The organism is Zhongshania guokunii (assembly GCF_040892635.1).
Classification (GTDB): Bacteria; Pseudomonadota; Gammaproteobacteria; order Pseudomonadales; family Spongiibacteraceae; genus Spongiibacter; species Spongiibacter guokunii.
Genome location: NZ_JBFRYA010000027.1, coordinates 1 through 16,890, shown reverse-complemented (window position 1 = coordinate 16,890; position 16,890 = coordinate 1). Strand labels below are relative to the sequence as shown.

Annotated in this window: 13 protein-coding genes; 8 read left to right on the top strand and 5 right to left on the bottom strand. The window is 52.4% G+C overall.

Annotated elements, in window-relative coordinates; genetic code table 11:
• The 4 genes from AB4876_RS18805 to AB4876_RS18790 all read left to right on the top strand — a co-directional run.
• Window positions 1-454: acyl-CoA dehydrogenase family protein (locus AB4876_RS18805; RefSeq protein ID WP_368383230.1), on the top strand; the 454-nt coding region annotated here is incomplete at its 5' end.
• 184 nt (window positions 455-638) lie between these two features.
• Window positions 639-1,439 (top strand): enoyl-CoA hydratase, encoded by an 801-nt coding sequence (locus tag AB4876_RS18800; protein WP_368380391.1) that lies wholly within the window; start codon window positions 639-641, stop codon window positions 1,437-1,439.
• A 4-nt stretch (window positions 1,440-1,443) separates the two neighbouring features.
• The gene (locus AB4876_RS18795; protein WP_368383229.1) at window positions 1,444-1,920 is read left to right on the top strand and encodes a nuclear transport factor 2 family protein; all 477 of its coding nucleotides are present in this window, start codon (window positions 1,444-1,446) and stop codon (window positions 1,918-1,920) included.
• A gap of 54 nt (window positions 1,921-1,974) precedes the next feature.
• Window positions 1,975-3,507, top strand: a complete 1,533-nt coding sequence (locus AB4876_RS18790) for an acyl-CoA synthetase (protein ID WP_368383228.1) — start codon at window positions 1,975-1,977, stop codon at window positions 3,505-3,507.
• Between the two features lie 80 nt (window positions 3,508-3,587).
• On the opposite strand, the gene AB4876_RS18785 is transcribed toward AB4876_RS18790, so the two are convergent.
• Together AB4876_RS18785 and AB4876_RS18780 are read right to left on the bottom strand one after the other, a co-directional pair.
• Window positions 3,588-4,517, bottom strand: coding sequence for a DUF4145 domain-containing protein (locus AB4876_RS18785; RefSeq protein ID WP_368383227.1), 930 nt, complete (start codon window positions 4,515-4,517; stop codon window positions 3,588-3,590).
• Window positions 4,518-4,905: 388 nt separating this feature from the next.
• On the bottom strand, window positions 4,906-6,435 hold the full coding sequence (locus AB4876_RS18780) for a class I adenylate-forming enzyme family protein (protein WP_368383226.1): 1,530 nt from the start codon (window positions 6,433-6,435) through the stop codon (window positions 4,906-4,908).
• Between the two features lie 272 nt (window positions 6,436-6,707).
• Between AB4876_RS18780 and AB4876_RS18775 the strand changes: the two genes are divergently transcribed.
• The 4 genes from AB4876_RS18775 (at window position 6,708) to AB4876_RS18760 (ending at window position 11,661) form a co-directional block, all read left to right on the top strand.
• Window positions 6,708-7,574: a MaoC/PaaZ C-terminal domain-containing protein gene (locus AB4876_RS18775; RefSeq protein WP_368383225.1), complete on the top strand. Its 867-nt coding sequence runs from the start codon at window positions 6,708-6,710 to the stop codon at window positions 7,572-7,574.
• Window positions 7,575-7,646: 72 nt separating this feature from the next.
• Window positions 7,647-9,950, top strand: a complete 2,304-nt coding sequence (locus tag AB4876_RS18770; protein WP_368383224.1) for an acyl-CoA dehydrogenase family protein — start codon at window positions 7,647-7,649, stop codon at window positions 9,948-9,950.
• A gap of 3 nt (window positions 9,951-9,953) precedes the next feature.
• A complete protein-coding gene (locus AB4876_RS18765) occupies window positions 9,954-11,144 on the top strand; it encodes a thiolase family protein (RefSeq protein ID WP_368383223.1) in 1,191 nt (396 codons plus the stop codon).
• A gap of 79 nt (window positions 11,145-11,223) precedes the next feature.
• The gene (locus tag AB4876_RS18760; RefSeq protein ID WP_296436689.1) at window positions 11,224-11,661 is read left to right on the top strand and encodes a Zn-ribbon domain-containing OB-fold protein; all 438 of its coding nucleotides are present in this window, start codon (window positions 11,224-11,226) and stop codon (window positions 11,659-11,661) included.
• 55 nt (window positions 11,662-11,716) lie between these two features.
• On the opposite strand, the gene AB4876_RS18755 is transcribed toward AB4876_RS18760, so the two are convergent.
• The 3 genes from AB4876_RS18755 to AB4876_RS18745 form a co-directional block, all read right to left on the bottom strand.
• On the bottom strand, window positions 11,717-13,153 hold the full coding sequence (locus tag AB4876_RS18755; RefSeq protein ID WP_368383222.1) for an HAD-IB family hydrolase: 1,437 nt from the start codon (window positions 13,151-13,153) through the stop codon (window positions 11,717-11,719).
• Complete coding sequence (locus tag AB4876_RS18750) at window positions 13,150-14,658, bottom strand: wax ester/triacylglycerol synthase domain-containing protein (RefSeq protein ID WP_368383221.1); 1,509 nt, start codon at window positions 14,656-14,658, stop codon at window positions 13,150-13,152. Before AB4876_RS18750 ends, AB4876_RS18755 begins: the two co-directional genes overlap by 4 nt.
• The coding region (locus tag AB4876_RS18745; protein WP_368383220.1) for a glycerol-3-phosphate 1-O-acyltransferase at window positions 14,651-16,890 on the bottom strand (2,240 nt) is incomplete at its 5' end. The genes AB4876_RS18750 and AB4876_RS18745, both read right to left, overlap by 8 nt.

Sequence of the window (16,890 nt, the reverse complement as noted above, 5' to 3'; positions counted from 1 at the left end):
TGGCTTGGCTGTAATGCGCGCCCTAATGATCAGTGGCGCCTGCGACAAGGTAGTGGAATTGGCCGTGGACTACGCCAATACCCGCAAGCAGTTTGGCAAGCCGATTGGCAAGTTTCAGGCCTTGCAGCACCAGTTAGCAGAAGCCAGTTGCCGCGCCGCAGCGGCGGAAATGGCTGGCAAATACGCCTGTCGCGAGCTGGATAATAATCAGTTTTTGGCGGGAGCCGCCGTGGCGAAATACACGGCCAGCGTCGCCGCCAAAGACGTGAGCCGAATTGGCCACCAAGTATTTGGCGCCATCGGTATTACCGACGAGCACGAGCTGCATTATTACACGCGCCGTCTGTGGCAATGGCGGGCAGAGGCGGGCAATGAGCGCTACTGGTCAGAGCAGCTGGGCAATAAAATCTTGGCCGCTGGCTCAGAGCAACTGTGGTCGTCACTAACTGCATAAGGTAATTGCGCCGCATAGATAAAAAGAGCGTAGCACTGCGAATTGCCAGCGAGGCGCGCATGTGCTAATTTGAAAGCTAACACATAGTTAGTTGTTGGGGCGGCCAAGAGGTGCTGAATTCAACAGCTGCACTGATTGGACTCGGGCCACCTTGATTACCCGTCCAGCAATAACGGAGATGAGCATGGAATATAACGATATTACTTATGAAAAAACGGGTGCAGTACTGCGGGTTTGCCACAACCGTCCAGACAAGGGCAACGCCCAGTCAACGCGCTTGCTCGCCGAGCTAGACGACGCACTGGCCCGCGCCAAAGCCGACAGCGAAGTTCACGTGGTTATTATTGGTGGTCAAGGTAAGCACTTTTCTGCCGGTCACGATCTGGCCGACGGCATGAAACTGCGCGGTGATTACACTGTTGAACAGCACTGGCATTGGGAGCAGGAACACTTCCTTGGGAATGCCATGCGTATTTGGGATCTACCCAAGCCCACGATTGCTGAAGTGAGCGGTGCCTGTATTGCCGGTGGTTTTATGGTGGCAAACTCCTGCGATTTGGTTATTGCCAGCGACGACGCTTACTTCTCTGATCCAGTGTTGCATTCCATGGGCGCTGCTGCGGTAGAAGCGCTGCTCCACCCTTGGGTATTGAACACCCGTAAAGCCAAAGAACTGCTGTTCACCGGCGGTAAAATCAGCGCCCAAGACGGCAAAGAGTGGGGCATGGTCAACCACGTTGTACCCCGCGCCGAGCTGGAAGATTTCACCATGAAAATGGCTCAGCAGATTGCCAAGGCGCCGCCACACGCCACCGCCATGCTCAAGCGCTCGCTGAATCGCACCGCCGATATTCAGGGCTACCGCAACTCGCTTAACGCGCACTTCGACACCCACACGGTAAGCTCTTCTACCAAAGAATTTTGGGATATCGTTAACCAGGGCGTAGCGAAAATGGTTTCTGAGGGCAAAAAGTCTGGCGAATAAGCCAATGCCTGACACTGCATCGCTAGCGCAATGTGTCGCCGCCGAGGCGATTCGCGCGACCCTGTCGCGCTATTGCCGCTATGTTGATGCAGGTGACAGTCAAAACTTATCGGCGCTCTTTCATGCCGACGCACAATACCTGCCCATGGCGGGCCGCGATACGTATCGCGGCCCAGTGGGGGTACGGCAATTTTTTGTGGATCTTCAGGGCGAGTTTATCGCCTTGTTAAATGCGGGCGGTCCAAAACCGCCGCGATTAAAACATCATCTTGCAATGCCAGATATTCAGGAGCTTAAAACCAACTCTGCGCGCATTGAAACGCGCTTCTCGGTGTACTCCAATATTGGCCTCGATCATACCGGTTACTATATCGATCACATGTCGTCGGACGATGTCGGCAATTGGTTATTTGATTACCGCGAAATTAAGCTTGATTGGATAAATACAGATTCGGCAATTAATGCATTACTGAAGAATTAAAACGCTTAACACTATTCTTTTTAAAATTATTGTTCGCTTTTTTTGGAGCTATGTATGCACCCGAGTATTCACGCCAAGGAACGACCCAATACCCCTGCAATCATCATGGCGGGCAGTGGTGAAGTCACTACGTATGCACAGCTAGAGAGCCGTTCCAATCAAGGCGCCCAGCAATTTCGTGCGCTGGGCTTAAAGCCCGGCGATGGTATTGCCATTTGGATGCACAACTCATCGAGCTTCCTTGAGATTAGCTGGGCAGCTCAGCGCTCGGGCCTGTATTTCACCCCTATTTCTAGTCACCTAACCTTGGCTGAAGCGGCGTATATTATTAAAGACTGCGGCGCATCTTTGTTGGTGGCATCGTCAGACTTGCCCGGCGTTAAAGAGCTGATAGCCAAAGGTGCCGCCGCTGAGTTTGGTGAGCAATTTAATTTCTTTGTAGACCGTGAATCAGCGACGCTGCCGAGCTGGCCGCAGGCTATTGCCGAGCAGCCCGCTGAGCGTATTAGCGATGAAACCGCCGGTCAGTATATGGTCTATTCATCGGGCACCACTGGCAAACCCAAGGGCGTACAGCTGCCGCTAAGCGGCGCCCCAGCTGATCAACCGCTACCCTTTGTTGCCATGCAGCGTGAGCAATACGGCGTGTCAGAGCGCAGTGTGTATTTGTCCCCAGCGCCGCTTTACCACGCTGCGCCCTTGGTATTTAGCATGACAGTGCAGAGCATTGGTGGCTGCGTTGTTATTTGCGAAAAATTTGAGCCAGTTGCGCTACTCAGTGCCATTGAGCGCTTTAAAGTGACGCATATGCAAATGGTGCCGACTATGTTTGTGCGCTTGCTTAAATTACCGGAGTACCAGCGCAATAGTATCGATTGTTCAAGCTTAGAGTGCGTTATTCACGCCGCAGCGCCGTGTCCGGTGCCCATTAAGCAGCAGATGATCGATTGGTGGGGCCCCATCCTCTATGAATACTACGGCGGTTCAGAAGGTAACGGTGCCACGTATATAACCTCTGAAGAATGGCTGAAAAAACGGGGTTCGGTGGGCCGTGCTCAGTGGGGTATTTTGCATATCTGCGACGACGACGGCGAGGAGCTGCCCGCAGGCGAACAGGGCACGGTGTATTTTGAGGGTGGCTTTGATTTTAAATATAAAAACGATGAGGCTAAAACCAAAGATGCCCGCAATCCCAAGCACCCTAGCTGGTCGACCTTGGGCGACATTGGCTACGTTGATGAAGACGGTTACTTATTCTTAACCGATCGCAAAAGTTTCATGATTATTTCTGGTGGCGTGAACATTTACCCTCAGGAAATAGAAAATATCTTAACTGTGCATCCCAAAGTAATGGACGTTGCCGTGTTTGGCGTACCCAATGCCGAGTTCGGCGAAGAAGTCAAAGCCGTCATTCAACCATTAAATTGGAGCGAGGCTGGCGATGACTTGGCAGCGGAATTAATGGCCTACTGTCGTGCCCAACTCTCCGCGATTAAATGCCCACGTAGTATTGATTTTGATGCGGCGCTGCCGCGTATGGATAACGGTAAGCTTTATAAAAAGGGGTTGCGGGATCGTTATTGGTGAGCCTACAGTTTATGGCTACACTCGACTTAAGCCAATAGCTTAATGTAATGGGCGCCGCTGTGTCTGCCACAGGTTGGTTGTTAGCCGTCGGTTTTATCAAACTCCATCATGCGTTGGTGGCGTTCGTTCATGCTTTCTCGCTCCGCCTGATATTCCCTCTGCGTTTTTTCGTACTCCTCTTTATCAGGCCGTGCACGCTCTGAAATATCATTTTTACTAAGGCTTTCCAGAAAACGCTCGAGCTCTTCTATTGTTTCAATGGCTTCAATGACGTCGTCTTTGGTCGGTTCAGAGCGGCCATGTGCAGACATATTCCTGAGGTGCCGCATTGCTTGGATTTTGAAAAGAAGGGGTTCCGGCAGTGCAATTCCATAGTGTGCCAAGCGACCCCTAGTTAGTTCCATCATGAATGGTCGCCGCCGTCCAAAATCTAGGCCGGATTCTGACATAAAGTCTTCTGTCATTTTTTCAAAATAGGACCACGCAGAAAGAAAGGCGCCTAATGGGTGAATTTTGGAAAGTTCTTGTAATTTCTCGAGCTCTTGGTCATTAGATGGGTTGCTCAAATTGTAGGTAGCGAGATCCTGTTCCTCTGCAAACTGCGATATTATTTCTCCATATTCTTGACCATAGTGCATTTTAAGAACTTGCTTGAAGAAATCTTGAGCGATGTTCATGTAGAAAATGCTGGTAAGTTCATTAGGTGAGCCAAATCGATGCTGGAGAGCATTGCGCTCATCAATTAATAACTCAATCTTATTAAGATAAGGCACTTTGATATTATGCTTTTCAAGTGCTGATAAGCATCCCTGTATTGTGATTGTTTCTTTTGGGTTTTTGTAAATCGACTCACCCGAATCAAGAACCAAATCCTTTAATATCAATTCAATCGCGTTGGCGAGATGAAGAATTACCAGTTTTCGGTCCAGTTCTTTCTTGCCGATGTAATGTGAAAGTGAGTGCCCGAAAAGTTCCATAGCACTTTGAAATAACGGTGACTCTATTGCCACATAACCCCCTTGAAAACTAATGGTAAGCGATAGAGGCTCACGTAGAATAATACCTCTCCCTCTTCAAGGCTGAGGCGAAATGGCTTGAGAAATTCATTCTGCAAAAACAGCGGTTTGTTGGACGTCGCAATAGTATGCCGTGTAAAAATGAAGGCTTCCTTTAGTTCTTTCACGCATTCCTTTCCATTGATAATAAGCTCACATAGGTATAAATCAATAATTTATGTACTGGGCCAATAAATTAAGTAGGATATGGCTGTTGAGTGCGGCTAGATTCCATGTTGGAAACGCTGTCATGCTGGGCCTGACCGGGATCTGGTAGGTAAGTGTATCACTCAAATTTATACCCCACTTGTCAGAGGATTTCCCTCAATTTAAAACTCTGTTATTAAAACGCCTCGATTAATTTACGCAACTCAACAAGGCTGATCTTATAACTTGATGTGCGCGGCAATTCATCTACAAAATAATAGGCACTCGGGATTTCGGTTGCGCTGAGGTGCTCGCGGGCAAAGTGGTTTAGCTCTTCATCGCTTGGCTGATTCTGGCCTGCTTTAAGCACAAGCGCAGCAATGGGTACTTGTCCCAATCGCGGATCGTCCACGCCAATGACCGCCGCGTCGGCTAGGGCGGGGTGACGGCGCAGTTGTTCGGCAATCAGCAGGGGTGCTAATTTAAAGCCACCGCGGAAAATAGTTTCTTCCAGTCGTCCTTCAAACCACATAAAGCCGTCTTCGTCGAGACGGGCTTGATCGGAGGTGGCTATCCAGTCGGGGCCAACACGCTCGACTTTGGCTTCTAGTCTGCCCACTTCATTTGTGGCTAATACTGCGCCAGTGTCTGGGTCGCTAATTCGTAATTCCACGCCGGGTAGGGCGCGGCCGCAGCTGCCCATTTTAGTGGCGGAGTATTCTGCTAACTCAGCCATCGTCCAGCTGGTGATGACTCCGCAGAATTCACTGGCGCCATAACTTAAATTCACTGGTATACCTAGCTCATTTTGAAAATAAGCCTGCACTTCACGGTCTAGCGGCGCGGCGCCAGTGCGTACGACCTTAATGCTGCTAAACACCTCCTTGGGTAGTTGGCGTTGACGCAGGGCGGCCATTGCGGCGGGTGGAATATCGGCGGCGACGGGTTTAAAGCGCTGCACTATGGCCAGCCAGTCGTCTAATTGGAATTTTTCCAGAATCGCCATGGGCATACCCATCGCCAGTGCGGGGGTGCTGGCGTAAACGCCGCTGATATTGCTAAGGGGTAATACCGAAATAATAGGTGCGGGCTGGCTGGCGCTGGCGTTCATTTGGGTGAGCGCTTGCTTGGCGGCCTCGGTGCTGGCGGCGAGGTTGCGGCGGCTGAGCTGAATGCGCTTGGGTGCGCCGGTGGTGCCGCTGCTCAGGGTTTCGATGGCAGTGGCGGTATCGTCTTGGTTTGCTGGCGTGGTTTGTGAGCCAGCGTGGTTTGCGGTGTTTGGCTCTGGGCAGTGGCGTAATTCAAGCGAATGTTCTGTGATGGCAATACCGAGGCAGCCCATGTCTTGCACTGCGGCTAGCAGTTCGGCATTCCAGTCTTGTTGGTCGGCGATCAGGGCGCGGTAGCCCTCTTTGCGAATGTCGCTGATGATTTTGGCGGTGGATTGGTAGCAGTGGATCATTGAGGCGCAGCGGTCGGTGGTCAGCAGCCCCCACAGGCAGCTGATATGCAGAGGGCGGCTGCGGGCGATAAAGGCCACACGGCTTAGCTCGCCTAGGGGGTGTTTGTTGAGGAGTTGGTCGAGGCTGCTAATTGTATTGCGAACGTCTTGCCAGCAGTACTCGCGGTCTTGGAAATAAAAAGCAGTGTCGCTAGCAGCGCATTGGGCTAATGAACTGCTAAGGCTGCATGCTAGGGCTGATCGCAAATTGGGGGCGAGTGTCATGGGTCACCGGATTTATTGTTTAATTTAGTGATTATGTGTCATTTATAGTAACTGCTGGCGCTACGCAGGTGTAGTACTTACCGCTAGCGCTGCTATTTTATTGCTATGTTAGCGTATATAGACGGAATGGCGCTACCTCCTTCGTGTTGATCAGTAGCTGATTATGTGTTAGTTTTTATATAAATTTGCGAGCTTGCTACTGTCCTAATGGCGAGCTTAATGCTACAGCGCTTGGCCGCTGTGGATTTCATCATCAGCTTGGAGTGTATTGCGTGGGTTTTGAATACGAAAAAATTAAAAATTGGCCAATCCCCGAGGGTCATCAGGATTACACTGCGAATGACTGTATTTTATATGCCTTAAGTGTGGGTGCTGGCGCTGGCGACCCCGCTGCAGACCTGAATTTAATTTACGAGAAGAAGCTGGAGGTATTGCCAACAATGGCGGTAACTATGGCGAGTCAAGGGACAATGTGGGTGGCCGACCCTGCAACAGGTATTGATCTGAGCAAATTATTGCACGGCGAACAATACCTCACTATACATAAGCCGCTGCCGGTAGAAGGCACGGTGAAGAGCCGCAGCTATGTTCAAGAGATTTACGACAAGGGTGTCGAGAAAGGCTCGGTAATGATGCTGGCGCGGGAAATTAGTGATGTCGACAGCGGTGAATTACTGGCCACCTGTACCTCGGCGGTATTCTTGCGTGGCAATGGCGGCTGCGGCGGCCCCACGAGCGGTCAGCCTGTGCCACAGCCTATTCCAGAGCGCGCCCCGGATGCGGTGATCGACGCAATCAGCCGCGAAGAGCAGGCAGCGCTCTACCGCTTAACCGGCGACACCAACCCCTTGCACATCGACCCGAAATTCGCGGCGATGGGTGGCTTTCCTAAACCGATTTTGCATGGCCTGTGCACCTACGGCTTTGCTGCGCGAGCAGTGATATCGGCAGTGTGTGATGGCAATCCGGCGCGCCTGCGCAAGTTTAATCTGCGCTTTGCCAGCCCTGTTTTCCCAGGTGAAACATTACGCACTGAAATTTGGAATGAAGGCGAGGGCAAGGCAGCTTTCCGTACTTTTGTTGTTGAGCGGGAGTTGCTGGTGCTAAACAACGGCTATGCTGAGTTTGATCCGGCCTGATGTAGGTTGGCGGAATAAATGCTAAAAGCCAGTAAGGCTAACAACGAATAAGTGATGTAGGCGGCAAAAGACGTGATTGCAATTAATGAAGATTTACAGGCTATTCAAGATCAGGCTGCGCGCTTTTTGACTGAGCGGGCCGATCCCGAATACCTTAAAGCCCTGTTAGACAAGCCAGCGTCCTTCGACAGCGAAAGCTGGGGCAGCATCGCCGAAATGGGTTGGCCGATGTTGGCGGTAGACGAGGCCCAGGGCGGCCTGGGCTTGGGTTTGCGCGGTTTGGCGGTGCTCGCTCAGGAGATGGGCCGCACCACGGTGTCATTGCCCCTGTTGCCGGTGTATCAACTTGCACAAATTCTTAAACAAAGCAGTGCCGATAGCAGTGCGCTTACCGTATTAGAAAGCCTAATGGCGGGTAATGGTGTCGCTTGTTTCGTGTGCGGAGCGCCGCTGACCTTGGTTCAGGGAAAATTGCAGGGGCGCTCGGTTGCCACGCCGTTTGCGGCGGTGGCGGATTATGCCCTCGTTTTAGCGGATGATGACGGTCAGAAAAAATTAGTGCTGGTTAATTTGGCAGACGCAAGCGTCACCAAAGAAGCTGTGCCCGCGATAGATCAAGCGCGCGGGCAAGCGCGACTGAGTTTTGCCGGTACAGAAGTTTGTGTGCTCGCCGCTGACAATGCCGAGCAAATCCACGCCGACAGTCTTGCCGTTGCCGCTCTGTTAACTGCTGTGGAACAGAGCGCTGGCGCCGAAGCGGCGATGTTATTGGCACGCGACTACGCTTTAGAGCGCAAGGTATTCGGTCAAACCTTGGGTGCGTTACAGGCGATTAAACACAAAATTGCCGATATGTACTGGCGTATTGAACTGGCGCGGGGCTGTGTCGATGACGCGCTACTGGCCTATGAGGCAGGTGACGACAGCTGGCGTGAACTGGCTGCGGCGTCGCGGGTTGCGGCCATTGAAGCTTACGAATTTAGCGCCAAAGAGAGTATGCAAACCTTTGGCGGTTTGGGTTCAACCTGGGAGGGTTTGCCCCAGCATCACTACCGTCGCTCGCGGGTATTGGCGCTGGAATTGGGTAGCCGTTTGGAATGGCGGGAGCGCTTTTTTAGCTATCGTCTTGCCGATCAAGGTAATGCTCGTGAACCTATAGAGGCGCTGCCGGAGCTGGGTGCGTATCGTCAGCAGGCCCGTCAATGGTTGGCCGAAAATGCGCCCGCGTTTTCTGGCGAGGTGCGTCAGGGTTTAAGCTTTGCAGAAGATCTTGCTCTTGGTCGCCAGTGGCAGGCCAAAAAAGTGGAAGGCGGCTTTGCCTGTATTAATTTACCCGCTGAGTATGGCGGCGCAGGTCTTACCGAATTACATAAAATTGTGTTTGGCGAAGAAGAGCTTAAATACCTCTTACCCACCGAATACTTTGTGATTAGCACTGCGCAGTTGATGGCGATATTCCTGCGCTATGCGCCGGAAGAAGCTCGTCGCGAGCTGGGACCAAAGGCAATTCGCGGCGAACAGATCTGGTGCCAGATGTTCTCTGAACCGGGCGCCGGTTCTGATCTTGCTGCCGTGCGCTTAAAGGCTGAGCGTCACACTCAAGACGGTGTTGATGGCTGGCTGCTCAATGGCCAAAAGCTGTGGACCAGCTGGGCGCAAGTTGCCGACTGGGGCTTTATCGTGGCGCGCACCAATAGCGACGGCCCCAAGCACGCGGGTATTACCTGTTTCTATGCAGATATGCACAGCAGTGGTATTAGCGTGCGGCCAATCCGGCGCATGGCTGGTCACGACGATGTAAACGAAGTGTTCTTCGACAATGTCTTTATTCCAGATACTCAGCGCCTAGGCGATGAGGGCCGCGGTTTTGCGGTGGCCATGGAAATGTTAATGATTGAACGTGTTGCCGGTGTGTATGATGAAAGCATTGGCGGCATGTCCCTCAATAGTTTGTTTGAACACGCCCAGCACTGTGAAATTGCCGGCGCACCGGCCATTGCCGACGGCGAAATTCGCGCAACCTTACTCGAAGCCTATATAGAGCGACAGGGTCTGCGTTCTATTTACCGTCGCGGCATGGCGGCGGTGGGTCGTGGCAAAGAGCCAGGGCCAGAAGCGGGTATTCGCAAGCTGATTATGGGGCGTGCCCGTCAGCGTTTGGGTGCATTGGCGCTAGACTTAATCGGCCCGGAGGGCATTGAAATGAATCCCAATGGCGATTTTCGCACCGATTTTGCGTGGTCGTGGATTGACCCCGCAGGTCGTATTGCCGGCGGCACAGATGAAGTGTTATTAAATACCATCGCCGAGCGCGTACTGGGTTTGCCCCAGGACTATCGCCCAGATAAAAATAAACCGTTTAAAGAGCTGAGCTGATTTATGGCGAATATTTTTGCAGAAAAACAGTGTGTTATTTCCGGTATTGGCCAGTCTGAAATTGGCCGTCGCCTGCCTCGCAATGGCTTGCAATTAACCGTGGATGCGGTGAAACAAGCCCTTGATGACGCTGGTTTGTCGCGCAGTGATATCGACGGTGTGTCGAGCTGGCCAGGACAAATGCAACACGCCGCACCGGGCTTTTCGCCGGTGTCGATTACCGATCTGCGTGAGGCAATGGATTTAAAACTGAGCTGGTATAACGCCGGTATTGAGTCCACCCAAATGTCGGCTATTATCAATGCCTGCATGGCGGTGGCCAGCGGCCAAGCCCGCCATGTTATTTGCTTTCGTACCATGACCGAGGCCAGCTCCATGGCCAAGGGCACCCGCTCTAGCGTGCAGGGTACCGGCAGTCAGCGCATTAGCGGGCCGTTTCAGTGGCAGCTGCCTTTTGGCGCATTTTCGGCGAGTAGCTGGGCTGCGTTGGTGGCGTCGCGCTATATGCATGAGTTTGGCGCAACACGTGAGCAGCTTGCTCAAGTTGCCTTGAATGCGCGCAGCAATGCCATGCTGAACGAGCGCGCGGTGTATCGCGACCCGCTCAGCATGGACGATTATCTGGCCTCGCGAATGATTTCAGACCCGCTGTGTTTATTTGACTGCGATGTGCCTATTGACGGCTCCACCGTCATTATTATTTCTCACAAAGACTGCGTACCAGATTTAAAATCCAAGGCGATTCATATTGAAGCCATTGGTGGTCCGCTTTACGGGCGTGACAGCTGGGATCAGCAAGATGACCTCACCCGTTTTGGCGCCGAAGACGCCGGTAAAATGCTGTGGTCGCGCACCGACTTTAAACCCAAAGATGTCGACTTTGCTGAACTTTACGACGGCTTTAGCTTTTTAACCCTGCTGTGGCTAGAGGGCTTGGGCTTTTGCGGGCGCGGTGAAGCAGCGGCCTTTGTCGAGGGTGGTCAGCGTATTGGCCGCGACGGAGAACTGCCTCTGGCGAGTCACGGCGGCCAATTGTCGGCGGGGCGCACTCACGGCTTGGGCTATTTTCATGAGGCCGTAAAACAATTGCGCGGCGAAGCGGGTAGTCACCAATTGAGTGGCGACAGAAAGCTCGCGGTAGTCAGCAATGGCGGTGGAAATCTGTCTGGTGCTGCTTTGCTACGCCGTGATTGACCCTAGTGTGTTAGGCCGATGATGAAAACTCGCTGATGCATATAATAGTGAAACTCAGCCGAAGAAATGGATGAATGGAATGACTGAAACAACAGTGACAGATGCAAGTAGTCTTGATAAGACCGTTGGCCCAGTGCCCGAGTTAGACGAGCTGAATAGCTTTTTTTGGACATCTGGTGAGGATGGAAAGCTGCGCATGCAATACTGCGACGACTGCCAGTACTGGCAGCATCCGCCCAGTGTTTGCTGCCGGAAGTGCTTGGGCGAGGGCATTGCGGCCAAAGTCATGTCTGGCAAGGGCACGGTGGCGGCAATAACTGTAAACCGTATGCCGTGGATGCCAGGTTTAAAGATTCCCTATCTCTTGGTGATTATTGAATTGGATGAACAGCCAGGTTTGCGTTTGACGTCGGCAATGCCTAGCGCCGAGCCAGGCAGTGTACGTATCGGCGATAGGGTGAAGGTATCCTTTGAGCAACGTGAAGATGTTTGGATGCCGTTTTTTGAATTGCAATAACATCTTTTTCTAAAAAAGGTGCCGATATTCTCGCGAGGATATCGGCGCTGCCTATTTAGTTTTTAGGCCAGTCATTAAGGGTGTCAATATATAGCTGGCGCACCTCGCTGATTTTTGATTCTAAGTTTTTCAGTGTCCAACTTTTTACTGAAATAGGCGGTAGTACCGCTACGTCAACGGTGCCGGGACTCATTACTGCGGCGTCCCGAGCAGCGATCATTTCGGCGTTGCGAAATACAATCGGCACTATTGGAATTCCCGCCGCCATTGCCATGCGAAAAGCACCTTTCTTAAAATCGCCAACCAGTTCGGTGTCTACCCGATTTCCCTCTGGGGCGAGGCAGATTGAAATACCTTTACGGGCGAGTTCCTCAATCGGTTTAAGCGCCTCTACCGAGCCTTTTGAATCGGCGCGATCGATAAACGCCACGTCGGCCAGTTTGCCAATGGTGCCGGTGAGCCAGTGATTTTCTAATTCTTTTTTACCAACGCCGGTAAAGTCTTTTTCAATCAGTTTGGCGGCCATAAAAGCGTCGTAGTTATTGCGGTGATTAAAAATAAATACTGCGGGTCGCTGCGCCCAGAGATTCTCCTTGCCAATAACATTGAGTTTCACGCCGTTTATTTTAAACATGCGATCAATCCAGCGGGGCGAAGCGTAATTTAATATGGCGCGCTTGTCGCGTTTGAGTAAACCGAGCCCTAAGCCAATACCGGCAAATGGCAGCACGCTCATTACACCGGCGGTGGAGCGCAGGGCGCCGTTGTTTTTGCGACTGACAAAACGTTGAATTGGCCAGCCCCGTGACTTTGCAACCCGAGCTAAATTTTTGCCGGGGTTGGTGGGGCGGGGGTGTCCAACTAAATGCATTAAAGCTTCATCTTCATTGCCGTCGGCGTAGAAGTAGCAGTCGCTCAGTGGCGCTTGGCGCTCGTCGGCAAAGTGCTGGGCTGCTTGGGCTTTGCCCTTGGCCCAAATTAGGGGTTTTGCTATTTCGCCGCTGAGTTGTTCGCCACTGAGTGCAAAGCGATTGCACAGCACGTGTTCAATGCCAAAAAAGCGCGCTATGGGTTCTACTTGGTAGCAGGTGGCGGAGGACGACAGTATTACCGTGTGACCCTGCTGTTGGTGAGCCTTAATAATTTTACGCATTTCTGGGTAGATTAAATTAATAATTTTTTTGTTAAACAGCCGTTCGCCCATGGCCATGAGTTCGAGATGGTTGCGACCCTTCCACGCGTCAGCGCCAATTTGCAGCAGATCTTCAAAGTCGGCTTTGCCGATGGCAGCATTGATGCCGGTGTTTACTGTGCGCAGAAATTCTTGCAGCGTAATGTCTTTGTTTTTTAGGCGTTGCTTGCTCAGGTGGGTGGCCGAGAAGCCTGCGATAATGGTGCCATCAAGGTCAAAAAATACACATACCGAAGGACCTTTTTTTGACGATTGTATGCTGTGTAAAGTCGATGCCAAGACCTGATCTGGGTGGCTCATGATTTACTTCCTTCCGGGATACTTGCTTTGGCGTTGACCGTTTTTTTGGGTGCTGGCTTTTTTGCTGCAACCGGCTTGCGAACAGGGGCTTTTTTCTTTGCTGGACTAGCGGCGGGTTTTAACAGGGCGTTAAATTCCTCGCTTAGACATTGTATTAGCAGATCGGGTTGGCTAAACGCTGCGGTATCACAGTGACTGCCGATATAGCATACGCCCTCGTGTGACATCATCACTAACATTAGCGGAATGCCCGGCAGTGGCCCAAAGGGGTACATTTTTACAATTTTACTGCCGGCGATATAGGCCGGGTCGCGGAGGCCGGGCACATTGGAGGCTTGTACATCGACATGGCTGGCCAGCTCGCCCAGCTCCTTAAGTACGCTAGCGGGTAAGTGGACTAACAGCGGTGCTACGCGGTTAACAATATTGATCGCTGGCTCGGTAATGGCTTGCTGTACTTGGGCTTGAATTAGATTAATACGGTGCTTGGGGTCGGCTTCGCTCAGGGGCAGGGAAATACGCGCTGCGGCAAAGTGATTGCCGCCGTCACTATCATTCGCGGTGCGCAAATTCACCGGCATGGCCAGCGGCAGTGCGGCGAGCTTGCAGCCGAGTGCGCTATGGTAGCGGTGTAGGCCACCGGCAATGGCGGCAATGTAAATATCATTGATACTGGCATCTAAGGTTTTTGCGCAGGCTTTTAGGTCGGCGAGGGGGTATTCCAGTACGTCGAGGCGACGGCCAAGGCTGCGGCGCATTAGTAGCGGCGAAGGCTGGCTGTCGCCGTTGCTTAAAATACGCTTGGCCGATTGCCAGTGTTGCTTAAGTTCGTCGAGGCGCTCACTGGGGTGGTTTAGCAGATCTCTGCCACCGCGAATACCCTCGCGTATTTTTGTGTTGAGGCTGGGAATTGCCCTGATAATGGCTTGGCTAATACCGCGCCGACTCAGGCTAATACTGTCGATGTCTTCAGGGATGGGGGCGGCCAGTGGTGGTCGGGCAGGTGTCGCTCGGCGGTCATTGAATAAGAGCTTTAAAAGCATAAGCCCGCCCATGCCGTCGGATACCGCGTGATGCATTTTTAAAACTAACGCCGCCTTAGCGCCTTGCTCCTTGACGCCTTCGACGATAAAAACTTCCCATAGCGGGCGCTGGGTGTCCATTGGCGCAGCGAGGATCTGGTTGGCGGTATCGAGTACATCGCGCAGCTTACCGGGGCTAGCCGCGCTAATGCGGCGCAGGTGGTAGTCTAGGTTAAAGTCGGGGTCGACTACCCAGCGCGGGGCGGTAATGGCCAGGGCGGGCGCGACAATATGCTGACGCAGACGAATAAATTGCCTGCTGGCGTAGTCGAAGGTGGCGCGCAGCTCTGTGAAATCTGGCACCTCATCGAGCAGGGCAATTGACAGCATCGCGCTGCGGGTTTTTACCGAGGCTTCGCCGCGCAGCATTAGTAACTCCAGGGCGTCGACCTCATCTTTAAATGTACTTTGGCTGTCAGTCATGGTTTTGAACTCGATTAAAAAAACGTTGATTAAAGGTGCGGCGGGCTGAGGCAAAGCGATGATCACTGAGTTGTAAAAGTGTCTCTAGCTCCTCGATATAGCGCTGTCCTAGCTGGGCCTGATAGGCTCCGGTATTGTCGATAACGCCGCGATTTTCGGCGATTTGTAAGCCGGTTTTGAATAAATGTATCGATGCCGCCTCGGAGTGAATAATGCGCTTTTGCAATAGATACTGGCGCGCTGCACCAGCGCAAAATTGGAAGAAATTCTTGTTGCCGAGGGCGTCTTTGTCGGCTTGTAATTTAAGGCAGACGGCGACCACCCAATAACTTTCTAAGAAACAGCGCAACACACTGTCGGCGGTAATGGGCTGCATGGCGCCGAGTAGGGTGAGGGTGGCTTCTGGGCCGCTTTCCACGGCTTGCTGCCACTGGGGGTCGACCTTGGCTAAGCGTTCGGTCAGGGTTTTGCGAAATTGATTTTTTTCCAAGAAAAAGAAATCGAATTTAAGTAGGTCGCGAAGTTGCAGCGCCGTGTCCCAAAGAATATCTATGGCTTGGCCTTCACTCTTTTCGGCAGCGGCGGTTAATGCCAACTCGGCAATAGCGCTGTCGAGAAAGTGATGAATCACCCAGTTGCGATAATAGGAGGCGGCAACGTGGGCGTCACGATTAATGGTAAAAACCGCCTCAGGCCCGTCGGTTTCGGCGTGAATAAGGCCTTGGCCAATGAGTGCATCGAGTTCCTCTTGAATGCCCTCATCGCAGAGCAACCGCTTGGCGCTAGCAGTCATCGGCGCGTCATGGAGTTCGGTGTAGTGTACGAACTCGCGCAGTGCCATTCTAAGTTGCTCAAAACTCAGGGCTTGGCGAAAGGCGCTGAGGGCCGTCATGGTAATAAGGGAAATGGCGGTGATCGGCGTGGCCTGATTAATGCGCAATGAAATTTCAAAGGCCAATTTTTGCAGGGCAAGGTGGTAGTCGCTGTCGCTGAGTTGCTTGGCTTCTTCATGGCTGCCGAGGTAGCTGCTCAGTGAGAGTGGTTCGCCAAAGCGGACATAAATGCGGCCAAAGCGACCGTGGGCAGACTTAAAATAATTGATCATCCATTTTAAATCTTCTTTTTTCTTAGCCACGCCCATGGCCTCACCAGCATAGCCTTTCACTTCGTTGAGCTGATCGTAGGTGGTAGAGGCGGGGATTAGGGCAATGTCTTCGCAGCGGCCATCGCGGTAGGCGTCGACCACATATTTTAATAGCCCGAGTTTGGGCGGTAGCGACTTTCCGGTGCGGGAGCGGGTGCCCTCTATATACCACTGCAGGCTAAAGCGTTTTTCGACCATATAGCCGAGGTATTCCTTTAACACCCAACGGTATACGGGGTCGCTGCGAATATCGCGGCGAATAAAGATTACCCCAGAGCGGCGCATAATATAGCCCATTGGCCAGAAACTCATATTAATACCGCCGAGGGTACTGGTACGAGGTAGTCCGGCTTCGTGTAGGGCGACGGACATCACCCCAACGTCCATATTGGAGCGGTGCGAGGGTAGAATAATGGCGGGCTTGCCATGTACTGCGCTGCGGACTTTTTCAATTTGCAGCGGGTCAATATCCAATTGCTCAACGTAGCCACGCCGGTAAAGAATACGGCCCATAATAAGATTGATGTCTAGGCCCAGTGGCGTAAAGCCCGAGGCCAATTCTTTGAGGGCTTTGTCGGCCAAGGCTTCGGCTTGAATGAGTGGTAGTTGTTTTTGTTTAGCCAGTAGCCGAAGGCCCTCTTGAAAGCGGCTAGACGCGCGTATTTCTTCGCGCACCAGTTTTGGCATTTTGTATTGGGGGCCAAGCAGTTGTGATGCTGCACGCTCTAGGGCGAGAGTTGCCCGCAGGACCACAAAATTTGCAAATTTATCTTCAGTTTCGCTGGCGCGCAGTTGCGCCCAAATATCCCGTAGCGCAGTAATGGTGGCGGGTTCGCCTTCAAGGACGTGAACGCGCTCGGTCTGGGTTTTGGCAATGAGATGTTTGGCATAGGGGCGCGGCGCGCGCGGGTCGCCAGTGATGATGAGGTCGCGCAAATACACTTGGGGTTTGCCGTTGCGCGCCTTGGGTAGCCACGCTACCCGCAATGGGCAGAGCGCGGGATTATCGCCTTTTTCTAAGCGTTGTCTGAGCTGTGAATTGGTGCGACTCACGCCGAGTTTAGGAAAACTAATGAAGATCACTTCGC

Coding starts and splice junctions, on each gene's coding strand:
- AB4876_RS18800 (WP_368380391.1), top strand. CDS start 639: ATGGAATATAACGATATTACTTATGAAAAAACGGGTGCAGTACTGCGG.
- AB4876_RS18765 (WP_368383223.1), top strand. CDS start 9,954: ATGGCGAATATTTTTGCAGAAAAACAGTGTGTTATTTCCGGTATTGGC.
- AB4876_RS18790 (WP_368383228.1), top strand. CDS start 1,975: ATGCACCCGAGTATTCACGCCAAGGAACGACCCAATACCCCTGCAATC.
- AB4876_RS18780 (WP_368383226.1), bottom strand. CDS start 6,435: ATGACACTCGCCCCCAATTTGCGATCAGCCCTAGCATGCAGCCTTAGC.
- AB4876_RS18760 (WP_296436689.1), top strand. CDS start 11,224: ATGACTGAAACAACAGTGACAGATGCAAGTAGTCTTGATAAGACCGTT.
- AB4876_RS18755 (WP_368383222.1), bottom strand. CDS start 13,153: ATGAGCCACCCAGATCAGGTCTTGGCATCGACTTTACACAGCATACAA.
- AB4876_RS18795 (WP_368383229.1), top strand. CDS start 1,444: ATGCCTGACACTGCATCGCTAGCGCAATGTGTCGCCGCCGAGGCGATT.
- AB4876_RS18750 (WP_368383221.1), bottom strand. CDS start 14,658: ATGACTGACAGCCAAAGTACATTTAAAGATGAGGTCGACGCCCTGGAG.